General features: G+C 72.5%; 11 protein-coding genes. 7 read left to right on the forward strand and 4 right to left on the reverse strand.

What is annotated here, in order from left to right; genetic code table 11:
• Nucleotides 1-97: 97 nt before the first annotated feature.
• The 4 genes from OG595_RS32445 (at nucleotide 98) to OG595_RS32460 (ending at nucleotide 4130) form a co-directional block, all read left to right on the forward strand.
• The gene (locus OG595_RS32445; protein ID WP_329278205.1) at nucleotides 98-1318 is read left to right on the forward strand and encodes an NYN domain-containing protein; all 1221 of its coding nucleotides are present in this window, start codon (nucleotides 98-100) and stop codon (nucleotides 1316-1318) included.
• A gap of 119 nt (nucleotides 1319-1437) precedes the next feature.
• Nucleotides 1438-2409 carry an ABC transporter ATP-binding protein gene (locus tag OG595_RS32450; protein WP_329283406.1) on the forward strand — a complete coding sequence of 324 codons (972 nt, stop codon included), beginning with the start codon at nucleotides 1438-1440 and terminating at the stop codon, nucleotides 2407-2409.
• Between the two features lie 130 nt (nucleotides 2410-2539).
• On the forward strand, nucleotides 2540-3367 hold the full coding sequence (locus OG595_RS32455) for an ABC transporter permease (RefSeq protein ID WP_329278206.1): 828 nt from the start codon (nucleotides 2540-2542) through the stop codon (nucleotides 3365-3367).
• A gap of 34 nt (nucleotides 3368-3401) precedes the next feature.
• On the forward strand, nucleotides 3402-4130 hold the full coding sequence (locus OG595_RS32460; RefSeq protein WP_329278207.1) for a hypothetical protein: 729 nt from the start codon (nucleotides 3402-3404) through the stop codon (nucleotides 4128-4130).
• A 152-nt stretch (nucleotides 4131-4282) separates the two neighbouring features.
• On the opposite strand, the gene ybaK is transcribed toward OG595_RS32460, so the two are convergent.
• The 4 genes from ybaK to OG595_RS32480 all read right to left on the reverse strand — a co-directional run bounded on the left by ybaK (nucleotide 4283) and on the right by OG595_RS32480 (nucleotide 8324).
• Entirely contained in the window at nucleotides 4283-4780 is a 498-nt protein-coding gene (gene ybaK / locus OG595_RS32465; RefSeq protein WP_329278208.1) for a Cys-tRNA(Pro) deacylase, read from the reverse strand.
• A gap of 18 nt (nucleotides 4781-4798) precedes the next feature.
• Nucleotides 4799-5539, reverse strand: coding sequence for an LON peptidase substrate-binding domain-containing protein (locus tag OG595_RS32470; protein WP_329278210.1), 741 nt, complete (start codon nucleotides 5537-5539; stop codon nucleotides 4799-4801).
• A gap of 11 nt (nucleotides 5540-5550) precedes the next feature.
• Complete coding sequence (locus OG595_RS32475; RefSeq protein ID WP_329283408.1) at nucleotides 5551-6627, reverse strand: hypothetical protein; 1077 nt, start codon at nucleotides 6625-6627, stop codon at nucleotides 5551-5553.
• Nucleotides 6628-6725: 98 nt separating this feature from the next.
• Entirely contained in the window at nucleotides 6726-8324 is a 1599-nt protein-coding gene (locus OG595_RS32480; protein ID WP_329278212.1) for an oxidoreductase, read from the reverse strand.
• Nucleotides 8325-8520: 196 nt separating this feature from the next.
• Here OG595_RS32480 and hisD point away from each other — a divergent pair, with 196 nt between their 5' ends.
• Genes hisD through hisB form a run of 3 tightly spaced genes read left to right on the forward strand, consistent with a single transcriptional unit; the run spans nucleotide 8521 to nucleotide 11542 of the window.
• Nucleotides 8521-9846, forward strand: a complete 1326-nt coding sequence (gene hisD / locus OG595_RS32485; RefSeq protein WP_329278214.1) for a histidinol dehydrogenase — start codon at nucleotides 8521-8523, stop codon at nucleotides 9844-9846.
• A complete protein-coding gene (locus OG595_RS32490; RefSeq protein ID WP_329278216.1) occupies nucleotides 9843-10952 on the forward strand; it encodes a histidinol-phosphate transaminase in 1110 nt (369 codons plus the stop codon). The genes hisD and OG595_RS32490 overlap by 4 nt, the downstream gene beginning before the upstream one ends.
• Nucleotides 10949-11542, forward strand: a complete 594-nt coding sequence (gene hisB / locus OG595_RS32495) for an imidazoleglycerol-phosphate dehydratase HisB (protein ID WP_006377508.1) — start codon at nucleotides 10949-10951, stop codon at nucleotides 11540-11542. Before OG595_RS32490 ends, hisB begins: the two co-directional genes overlap by 4 nt.
• Nucleotides 11543-11545: the final 3 nt, after the last annotated feature.

The following is an 11545-nucleotide window of genomic DNA, read 5'->3' on the forward strand; positions in this document are numbered from 1 at the left end:
GCCACGCCGAAGATCGAGTTCGGGCCGTTAACCCCCGCGCGGTCGGGCAGACTCGAAGCAAGCCCGAAGCAAACCTCCCGGAAAGAGGGTGGATCGCGTGGACCGCTGCATCGTCCTGGTGGACGCCGGGTATCTGCTGGGGGCCGCAGCGAGTCTTCTCGCCGGAGAGCCCTCGCGGTCCCGCATCACCGTCGACCACCCCGCCCTCATCCAGGGCCTGCGCGAACGCGCCGAATCGGACACCGAACGCCCACTGCTGCGCATCTACTGGTTCGACGGCGCCCCCGACCGGGTGCCCCAGCCCGAGCACCGCAGACTCCGTGTGATGCCCCGGGTCACCGTCCGGCTCGGTGCCCTGACCCGCAGCGACGGACGGTGGGCCCAGAAGGGCGTCGACGCCGCCATGCACGCCGAGCTGACCGAACTGGCCCGCAACCGCGCCTGCTCCGACATCGTCCTCGTCACCGGCGACGGCGATCTGCTGCCGGGCATGATGGCGGCCAAGGAGCACGGGGTCGCCGTGCACCTGTGGGCCGTGCAGGCGGCCGACGGCGACTACAACCAGTCCGAGGACCTGGTCGCCGAGGCCGACGAACGGCGCGTCCTCGACCGCGCGTGGATCACCAAGGCCGTACGGGCCAAGGAACCCGGCGGGGTCTGCGCGCCGCAGCCCGTGCCCCGGCCCGAGATCGCCGCGATCCTGTCCGCGCCGCTGCCCGAGTCGGCGCACGCGCCGGCGGCCGAGCGGGACGGCGGCGAGCAGCAGGAGCACTCGGCGGCGCCCGCCGAGCAGAACGGCGAGCAGGAGCGCGTACCCACCGCCAAGGGCGTACCGACCCCCAAGGACCTGGCCGCACTGCGGGCCCCCGGCGCCCAGCCGGCCCAGCATCCCGCCAACGCGACCCTGCGCTGGTCCTCCGACAAGGGCTGGGTCGACCGGCCGGGCGTGGCCGCCGAACCCCCCGAGATCGCCGCCATGCCGACGCTCGCCCAGCTCACCTCGGCCGAGCAGCGCTGGGCGGACCGCGAGGAGGACATCACCACGGTCGGCGGTGATCCGTACGAGGTCGGACAGGTGTTCTCCCGCCGCTGGATGGAGCGCCTCCCGGAACCCGCCCAGGTGCAGAAACTGTCCACGATGTACCCCCGCATCCCGCACCGCATCGACGGCGAGCTGCTGCGCTACGCCGCCCGCTTCGGCCTGCTCGCCCACAAGGACGACCAGATCGACGAGCACGACCGGTATGCGATCAGGGCCGGTTTCTGGCGCGAGATCGACGTCCGTACGGCCGCGGAGCACGCGCCCGCGGGGGAGTGAGCGGCCCCCTCGGGGAAAGGGCGGGGCGGGGGTTGGATTTCAGGCGGAGTCGGGCACCCCGTACTCTCGCCTTCGTGAGTACGCGCACGGCACACGCAGCCCGACACGGTGACGACGTCGTGTGCGCGGTGCGCGATCTCACCAAGACGTATCGGGCCGTACGCGGCCGACGCGGCGCCCCCGGCACCCCCGAGGTCCAGGCCACCGACGCCGTGGACCTGGACGTCCGGCGCGGCGAGATCTTCGGGCTGCTCGGGCCGAACGGCGCCGGCAAGTCCACCCTCGTCCGGCAGATCACCGGCCTGATGCGCCCCGACCGGGGCAGCGTCGAGATCCTGGGCCACGACGTCGTACGCCACCCGGAGCGGGCCGCGCGCATCCTCGCCTACCTCGGCCAGGAGTCCAGCGCCCTCGACGACCTGACCGTCTCGCTCGCCGTCGAGACCACCGCTCGACTGCGCGGCCTGGAGGTACGGCAGGCGCGCGCGGAACGGGACGCCGTCCTGGAGGAACTGGGCCTCACGGCGCTGGCCGCCCGGCCCATCCGCAAGCTGTCCGGCGGGCAACGGCGGCTCGCGTGCTTCGCCACCGCACTCGTCGGGGAACGCCCGCTGCTCGTCCTCGACGAGCCGACGACCGGGATGGATCCGGTGGCGCGGCGGGCGGTGTGGTCGGCGGTCGACCGGCGGCGCGCCGAGCGCGGTACGACGGTGCTGCTGGTGACGCACAACGTGATCGAGGCGGAGACGGTCCTCGACCGGGTGGCCGTTCTCGACCGGGGGCGGGTGATCGCGTGCGACACCCCGGCCGGGCTGAAGGAGCAGGTCGCGGGCGAGGTCCGGGTCGATCTGGTCTGGCGGGAGGCGGCGCCCCTGCATGTCCCCGAGGTCGCCGCGCTGCGCGACCGGGCGGTCGAGTCGGGGCGCAGGTGGACGTTGCGGCTGGCTCCCGAGGAGGCCCGCGCGGCCGTCGCCACCGTCACCGGCGGGGCCGCCTTCACGGCGCTGGACGACTTCACGCTGGCCACGCCGAGCCTGGAGGACGTGTACCTGGCGCTCGGGGGGAATGCGCAGGGGCTGGTGAAGGCGTGAGCGGGATGACAGGTACGACAGGCAGGACTGGCGTGAGTGCGGGGGGCTTTGGATCCGTACGGGTAGGTGTGCGGGCGCTTGTGGGGGAGAGGGCGGCTGTCGTGACCGGGACGAAGAGGAGCAGCTCGACGTGAGTGTCGTACCCGCCGAGGTGCTGCCGGGCAGCGCTCCGGCCATGGAGGAGTCGCCCGCGCGGCGCGCGACGGCCGAGCTCGGACCGCGTGCGCGGCTGTGGCCCGCGCTCGTCGCGGTGTACCGGGCGCAGTTGTCCCGGGCCCGGGTCGCGCGGATTCCGCTGCTGTTCGTGGCGACCTTCCAGTCCGTCGGCATCATGATCCTGATGCGGGGTGTCGTGGAGGGGGGCGGCGAGGCACGGGCCGTGGTGGCCGGGGCTTCGGTGCTCGTCGTGGCCTTCGTCGCGCTGAATCTGCTCGCCCAGTACTTCGGGCAGCTCCGGGCCAGCGGTGGACTCGATCACTACGCCACGCTGCCGGTGCCGCCCGCGGCCGTGGTGCTGGGAGCGGCGGGCGCGTACGCCTCCTTCACCGTGCCGGGAACCGTAGTGACGGCGGTGTTCGGGTGCCTGCTGTACGGGCTGCCGCTGACGCACCTGTGGGTGCTCGCCCTGGTGATCCCGCTCGCGGGGGCCGCGCTCGCCGGGCTCGGCGCCGCGTTCGGGCTGCTCGCGCCGCGGCCGGAACTCGCCACGCTGCTCGGGCAGTTGGGCATGTCGGCGGCGCTGCTGCTCGGGGTGCTGCCGGCGGACCGGATGCCCGGGGTGGTGCGGTTCGCGCGGGACCTGCTGCCGTCCACGTACGGGGTGGAGGCCTTCGCCCGGACCTTCGGGGCGGACCCTGACTGGGCCTTCGTCTTCGGTGACCTCGCCGTGTGCGCGGGGGTCGGGGTGGTTTCGCTGGCCGTCGCGACCTGGGCGTACCGTCGGGCGGCCGTCCGGTGACGCGCCGCACAGACGGGCCTGGCACGATGTCGGTGTGACCGCACCGCTGACTCCTCCTCCGCCGCCGCACCAAGAGCCCTCGCGCGAACACGGCGAGGCCTCGCAGTCCCAGCAGCCCCTGCAGCAGCAGCCCTCGCTCCAGCAGGCCCCGGACGGCCGGTCCCGGCAGTTCTGGCCGGACCCGTCCGGGGGAAGCGGGTTCGCGCCGGCGTACGGGCAGGACGGCCCGGGGATGAAGACCGAGCTGCGGGAGGCCGCCGTCGTCACGGTGGTCCTGGCGCTCGGCGGGGTGGCCCTCGGGCTGCTGTGGTGGTGGCTGGCGCCGAGTGTGCCGCTGGTCGGGGACGTGGTCGACAACAGCTGGGTCGTGTACGTCAAGGACAGCGAGGGCGAACAGGCGATAGGTGTCGACGGAACGTTTACTCTGCTGGCGTTCGCCCTGGGCGCGCTGAGCGCGCTGGGGGCTTTCCTCGTGCGGCGGCGCGGGGGTGTGCCGCTGGTGGCCGCGCTGACGGTCGGGGGCCTGCTCGGGTCGGTGCTGGCCTGGCGGCTGGGCGTGTGGCTCGGGCCCGCCCAGGATGTGCTCGCGCACGCGAAGGACGCGGGCAAGGGGGTCACGTTCTCGGCGCCGTTGAAGTTGGGCGCGAAGGGGGCGTTGCTGGTGTGGTCCGTGGGCGCGCTGCTGGTGCATCTCGGGTTGACGGGGCTGTTCGGGCCCCGGGATCCGGAGCCGGTGGGCTACGAACAGGTGCCTCCGGCCTGACGTGTGGTTTCTCGCCCCCGCCGCCCTGACCCGTCCCTCCCCCAGAGGGGGGACCCCCACTGGGGGCTGCGCCCCCAGACCCCCGCTGTCGGCCCTGAACGGGCCTCGTCCTCAAGCGCCGGACGGGCTGAAATGCCGGCGGGGATCGCGTATCAAGCGCGGGCGATGCGGGCGCTTACCGCCTCCGTGAGGCTGGTGAGGTCCGCGGGGGACAGCTCGACCTCCAGGCCCCGGCGGCCCGCCGAGACGCAGATCGTGGGGTGGGCGTCCGCCGAGTTGTCCAGGACCGTCCGGAGCTTCTTGCGCTGGCCAAGGGGGGAGATACCGCCCCTGACGTAGCCCGTCGTGCGTTCCGCGAGCGTCGGGTCCGCCATCGACGCCCGTTTGCCGGACACCGCCGTCGCCAGCGCCTTCAGGTCGAGCCGGCCCGCCACCGGGACCACCGCGACCGTCAGGATCCCGTCCACGTCCGCCACCAGGGTCTTGAAGACGCGCTCCGGCGACACCCCCATCGCCTCGGCGGCCTCCTCGCCGTACGAGGGGTGCGCGGGGTCGTGCTCGTACGCGTGCACCGTGTACGTGACGCCCGCCGCCGTCAGCGCCACCGTCGCCGGAGTTCCGCCCGGCTGTTGCTGCTTCTTCTTCGCCATCCCGGGTCCTGCTCCCCCTCAGTTGAGACTTGTCGGGCCGCGCGTCAGTTCCGACGCCGGCAGGGACGGGAGACCGCGGATGATCGCCGTCTCGGTGCGCAGGAGCCTCAGTTCCTCGCGGAGGCGGGACGACGTGTCCGGGGCCTGGAGCAGGCGCTGCTTCGACGGGGTGTCCAGCATCATCGCCGCCGCCACCAGATACGACACCACCGACGGTTCGTCGGGGAGGTCGGCGCCCGTCGACAGGGAGCGTTCCCGCGCGCCCGCCAGGCGTTTCTGGTACTGGTGGAAGGCCCTCAGGACGCCTTCCGCCAGCGCGCCCGCCCCGTCGCCGGCGGATTCCTCCAGCTCCTCCAGCTCAGCCGTCAGGAACGGACCGGACGCCTCCACGGACACCAGCCGTACCCGGGTCGTACCGGTGGCCAGTACCTCGTACGTGCCGTCCGCGCGTTCCCTGATCGTCGCCGCGTCCGCCACGCACCCCACGGAGTGGAACGCCTTGACCGGGTCGTCGCCGAAGCCCGCGGTGGGCCCGCGTTCGGGCACCGCCGTCTGGTCGGGCAGGCCCTGTGCGCTGGGCGCCACCTCGTGGCCGTCGCGGATCGTCACGACGGCGAACCGGCGTGGTTCGTCCTCGGGGGTCTTCAGAAGTTCGCGCATCATGGCGCGATATCGCTCCTCGAAGATGTTCAGCGGGAGGACGAGTCCCGGGAACAGCACCGAGTTCAGCGGAAAGAGCGGCAGCCGGACGATGGTCACGTCGGGAGAGCCTAATGGTCGCCGGAGTGTGCGCGTCCGCCCTGCTCACTCAGTGGATGACCGGCGCAGGCCGCGCAGCGGGCGGCGGGCGCGTTCCGGCGGACCTCCTCGCGTGCTTCGAGGAACCTGCCGAGGGGGTCGTCCGAGAACCGGTCCCAGGGGAAGGAGGCGGCGTACGGGCCGGTCAGGCGCAGCTGGAGGAGGGCGTCCTGCCAGCGGTCGAGCCCCACCAGGACGTACGTCAGCAGGTTGCGCAGCTCGGCCGGCCAGGGGTCCGCCGCCGGGTGCGTCGCCGACAGCGCGACCCCGGCGTCCGCCGCCGCGTCCAGACGGGCCCGGCCCACCACCGTGCTGCCGTCGCTCTCGGTCAGACAGGCGAAGGCGGCATGCAGGGGCAGCGCCTGGACGAGCGAGCCGGGCAGGGCGTCCTGCGCGGCCCGCTCGGCGAAGTCGAAGCACTCACGGTGCGAGCCGCGTCCGCCCGGGGACCGGAACGGGCTCGTGGACAGGTACTGGAGCGCCGCCACATGGCAGCCGTAGTGGTGCGGTGAGCGGCGTACGGCCTCGCCCCACAGCCGCTCGAACTCGCGGTGGTCCGTGTCGCTGCCCCGGGCCCGGTCCAGGGCGATGCGCCAGGGCACCGGGTCGCGCGGGTCGCCCGCGGCGGCGGCCTCGACCAGCGGGCCGGTCTGCTGGAGGAGCTCCGCGCGGGCCGGGGAGGCCCAGGCGCGGGTCACCGCCAGTTCGGCGCCGACGAGCAGCGCGTCCGGGTCGTGCGGGGCGTCGGCGCGCCAGGACGTGAACCACTCGGCGCGGGAGTGCGCGAACGCGGCCAGCCGGATCACGTACCGGTCGCGGTTCTCCCACTCGGCCCTGGCGCGGGTGGCGGCCAGCAGTTCGGCCGCCGGTCCGTACTCGCCCCGGCCCGCCGCGACGAGCACGGGACCGAGGCGGGCGTCGGGCGCGTCGAGCAGTACCTCGTCGTCGGCTGGCAGTCCGGCGGCGGCGAGGCGTGGAGACGGCGGAGTGTTCCGTTCCGCCCTGGTGGCACGGAGGAACGCACGCAGCGAAGCCATGGTGTCGACCATTGAAAGGCGCAGGTCGGGGTCGCGCCAGAGCAAACGCGCACCCTGTTTTTAGTTGTACGGTCCGACGTGAGGGGATGGTGAAGAAAAATGAGCCTCGCTCAGTTTCTGCGCAGCAGCCGGGTCGCTCCCGCCGCCACCGTCGTCGCCAGGACCCAGCCCAGCATGATGATCGCCGCGGCCAGCCACTGCCAGCCGCCGCGCAGCTGCCAGAAGCCGACCTGGCCCAGGTCGATCACCGGGAGCAGCAGGTCGAGGGCGAAGAGGGAGGGGTTCCACGGCGGGTGCTCCCCGCTCTTGAGCGGCGGATGGCTCGCGTGCGCGAACGCCACCGACGTCGCCGCCCAGAGCACCGCCATCCATACGGCCGCCCGGCCGGGCCGGTACCCGTAGGCGACCGTCCAGTCCTGCACGTACCCCCACAGTTTCGCCGCCGGCGGCAGGGTCTCGCGGCGCCGGCGCTGCTTGGCGAGCAGCACCTCGCGCGCGTCCTCGTCCTCGCCGCCGTTGCGCAGGACGGTGGCCAGCCGCTCGTACGGCTCCGGGCTGTACTCGGCGGTCGCCGCCGCCACCCACGCCAGCCGCTCCGCCGGCGGGAACGGCCCCTGCGGTACGAGGTTCTCGTACGCGAAGCCGCCCATGTGCAGGTTGCCCGGTCCCGGCCAGCTGTCCGCCCGGTCCACGAGGTTGACGACCTTGGCGCCCGACAGCACCACCTTGCCGCGCTCCGGCCGTTCCCCGAGGAAGCGCAGCTCGGGCGTCTGGATCCGGAGCAGCGACAGCTGCTGGTCGTCGGTGAAGACGAGGCGGGCGCGTTCGAGGTCGACGGCGTCGCCGAACCGGCCGTCGTCGAGCCGGATGCCGCCCTCGCACTCGAAGCGCTGGACGCGTGTCCCGCGCGCGGGGGTCGTGCCGCTGGTCAGGATGGGGTTCCAGACGCCCGCCGGGGTCAGATACAGGGTGCGGCCCACGGTCAGCTGGGGGGCGTTGAGCGCGAGCCTCCCGTACGGGTTGGCGAGCCGGCTGCCGCGCAGGCTCAGCGAGACGCCGATCGTCGCCCCGCGCAGGCTCAGCTCGCCGTGCGACTCCAGCATCTCGGCCTGGAGGTCCTGGCCGACGCTCATGCCGTCCCCGACGATCGAGCGCCCGCGCCGGTCCCGGTAGACGACGGCCTGGTTGAGCAGCAGATCCGTACCGATCTGCGCGTCGGTGAGCCGGGCGCCGTTGTGGAAGCGGCAGCGGGGGAGATGCAGATCGCCCTCGGTGTGCACCCGGGCCGCCTCCAGCCGGGGCACCGAACAGTTCACCAGCCGTACGGTCGTGAAGTGGGCCTCCGGCAGGAGGATCTCCTTCTCGAACCGGCAGCTCTTCAGCTCCACGTACGGCACGATCGTGCCGCCCGCCAGATCCAGCGTGCCGTTGATCTGCACGCCGGTGAGCTTGAGGGACGCCACGCGCCCGGCGAGCGCCGGCGGGCCGTCCAGGAGCAGCCAGCACACGATCCGGGCCCGTACGGTGCGTTCGGCGCCCCACGGATGGCCGCCGTGCGGGTCGTCGACGATTGTGTCGCCGCTGCTCAGGTCGTACACGCTGCCGTTGCGGAAGGCGAGCCACATGCCGAGCTCGGCGGCGCTCAGATCGTCCGGTGGTTCCCCCGTGTTCGCCGAGCCCCCCGCGCGGATGCCGGCACCCTCTGTCACGACCTTCTCCCACTCCTCCCCGTGTCACCAGGTGTTACTGACGGGTTTCGTACAACCGTTCTGCCCGCTCGGTAACCCTCTGAACTCAGGACGGGAGGGTGATCTTCCAAGTTCCCGTGCGGTGGTCCGCAACGCTCTGTATCAGCCACTGATACGCGCGGACGGCGCCCGACCCCCGTCTGAGAGAATTGACCGCGTGATCTCTCGAATCGATCTGCGCGGCGACGCCCTCCCTGAGGGTCCCGCCCTGCGCGACCTGCTGCCCCGAGCCGACTTCGACGTCTCGGCCGCCCTGGAGAAGGTGCGTCCGATCTGCGAGGCCGTTCATCATCGGGGCGACGCGGCGCTGATCGACTTCGCCGAGAAGTTCGACGGAGTCCGGCTGGAATCCGTACGCGTGCCCGCGCAGGCCCTCACCGACGCGCTGGAACAGCTCGACCCGGCCGTCCGCGCGGCCCTGGAGGAGTCCATCCGCCGCGCCCGTCTCGTCCACCGCGAGCAGCGCCGGACGACCCGCACGGCCCAGGTCGCGCCCGGCGGCTCGGTCACCGAGAAGTGGGTGCCCGTGGACCGGGTCGGGCTGTACGCGCCCGGCGGGCGGTCCGTGTATCCGTCGACCGTGGTCATGAACGTGGTTCCCGCGCAGGAGGCGGGCGTCGAGTCGATCGCCCTCGCCTCCCCGGCGCAGTCGGAGTTCGGCGGTCTGCCCCACCCGACGATCCTCGCCGCCTGCGCGCTGCTCGGCGTCGACGAGGTGTACGCGGCCGGTGGCGCGACCGCCGTCGCGATGTTCGCGTACGGCACCGAGTCCTGCGCCCCCACGAACATGGTCATGGGCCCGGGCAACATCTGGGTCGCCGCCGCCAAGCGGTACTTCGCGGGGAAGATCGGCATCGACACCGAGGCCGGTCCCACCGAGATCGCGATCCTCGCCGACGACACCGCCGACCCGGCACACGTCGCCGCCGACCTGATCAGCCAGGCCGAGCACGACCCGCTGGCCGCCGCCGTCCTCGTCACCGACTCCGTGGCGCTCGCGGACGCGGTGGAGAAGGAGCTGGAGCCGCAGGTCGCGGCCACCAAGCACATCGAGGACCGGATCGTCCCGGCGCTCTCCGGCCGCCAGTCCGCGATCGTGCTGGTCGACGGCATCGACGAGGGCCTGCGGGTCACCGACGCGTACGGCGCCGAGCACCTGGAGATCCAGACGGCGGACGCGGCGGCCGTCGCCGACCGGGTCAGGAACGCGGGCGCGGTCTTCGTCGGCCCCTGGGCGCCCGTCTCACTGGGCGACTACGCGGCCGGCTCCAACCACGTGCTCCCCACCGGCGGCTGCGCCTGCCACTCCTCGGGTCTGTCCGTCCAGTCCTTCCTGCGCGGCATCCACATCGTGGACTACACGCGCGAGGCCCTCGCCGACGTGGCGCACCACGTGGTGACGCTGGCGGAGGCGGAGGACCTGCCGGCCCACGGGGCGGCGATCAAGGCACGGTTCGACTGGAAGGTTCCCGAGAGCAAGTGACCGGCATCGACGATCTCCCCGTACGGGACGAGCTGCGCGGCAAGTCGCCGTACGGCGCGCCCCAGCTCGACGTCCCCGTACGGCTGAACACCAACGAGAACCCCTACCCGCTGCCCGAGGCGCTCGTCGAGCGGATCGCCGAGCGGGTGCGCGAGGCGGCCCGGAACCTCAACCGCTACCCCGACCGGGACGCCGTGGAGCTGCGCACGCAGCTCGCCAGGTACCTCACCGACACCTCGGGCCACGAGGTCGGCCTCGCCAACGTCTGGGCCGCCAACGGCTCCAACGAGGTCATCCAGCAACTGCTCCAGACCTTCGGCGGGCCCGGCCGTACGGCGATCGGCTTCGAGCCGTCGTACTCCATGCACGCGCTCATCGCGCGCGGGACGGGCACCGGCTGGATCTCCGGTCCCCGGAACGACGACTTCACGATCGATCTCGCGGCGGCCGAGCAGGCCATCGCCGAGCACCGGCCCGACGTCGTGTTCATCACCACCCCCAACAACCCCACCGGCAACGCGGTCCCGCGCGAGACCGTCCTCGCGCTGTACGAGGCCGCGCAGGCCGCCAGGCCGTCCATGGTGGTGGTCGACGAGGCGTACATCGAGTTCAGCCACGGCGACTCACTGCTGCCGCTGATCGAAGGACGGCCGAATCTCGTCGTCTCGCGGACCATGTCGAAGGCGTTCGGCGCGGCCGGCCTGCGCCTCGGCTATCTCGCCGCGCACCCGGCCGTCGTCGACGCCGTACAGCTCGTACGACTGCCCTACCACCTGTCGGCCGTGGCACAGGCGACCGCCCTGGCCGCCCTGGAGCACACCGACACACTGCTCGGTTACGTCGAGCAGCTGAAGGCCGAGCGGGACCGGCTGGTCACCGAACTGCGCGCCATCGGGTTCGACGTCACCGAGTCCGACGCCAACTTCGTGCAGTTCGGCACCTTCGCGGACTCCCACACGGCCTGGCAGAAGATCCTCGACCAGGGTGTCCTGGTGAGGGACAACGGCGTCCCGGGTTGGCTGCGGGTCAGCGCCGGAACCCCCGCCGAAAACGACGCGTTCCTCGACGCGGTACGTGAACTGAAGAAAGAGCAGGACGAGTCATGAGCCGCGTCGGACGCGTGGAGCGCACCACCAAGGAGACGTCGGTCCTCGTCGAGATCGATCTCGACGGCACCGGCAAGGTCGAGGTGTCGACGGGCGTCGGCTTCTACGACCACATGCTCGACCAGCTCGGCCGGCACGGTCTGTTCGACCTGACGGTGAAGACCGAGGGCGACCTGCACATCGACTCGCACCACACCATCGAGGACACCGCCCTCGCCCTCGGTGCCGCCTTCAAGCAGGCGCTCGGCGACAAGGTGGGGATCTACCGCTTCGGCAACTGCACGGTCCCCCTGGACGAGTCCCTCGCCCAGGTGACGGTGGACCTGTCCGGCCGCCCGTACCTCGTGCACACCGAGCCCGAGAAGATGGCGCCGATGATCGGCGAGTACGACACCACGATGACCCGGCACATCCTGGAGTCCTTCGTCGCCCAGGCCCAGATCGCGCTGCACGTGCACGTGCCCTACGGTCGCAACGCGCACCACATCGTGGAGTGCCAGTTCAAGGCCCTCGCGCGGGCGCTGCGCTACGCCTCCGAGCGTGACCCGCGCGCGGCGGGCATCCTCCCCTCCACGAAGGGCGCCCTGTAAGCC

It is taken from the genome of Streptomyces sp. NBC_01451 (assembly GCF_036227485.1).
In the GTDB taxonomy this organism is placed as follows: domain Bacteria; phylum Actinomycetota; class Actinomycetes; order Streptomycetales; family Streptomycetaceae; genus Streptomyces.

What these genes read in the sequence shown, in the direction of transcription:
- ybaK (WP_329278208.1), bottom strand. Translation starts at nt 4,780, where the DNA reads ATGGCGAAGAAGAAGCAGCAACAGCCGGGCGGAACTCCGGCGACGGTG.
- hisB (WP_006377508.1), top strand. Translation starts at nt 10,949, where the DNA reads ATGAGCCGCGTCGGACGCGTGGAGCGCACCACCAAGGAGACGTCGGTC.
- OG595_RS32475 (WP_329283408.1), bottom strand. Translation starts at nt 6,627, where the DNA reads ATGGTCGACACCATGGCTTCGCTGCGTGCGTTCCTCCGTGCCACCAGG.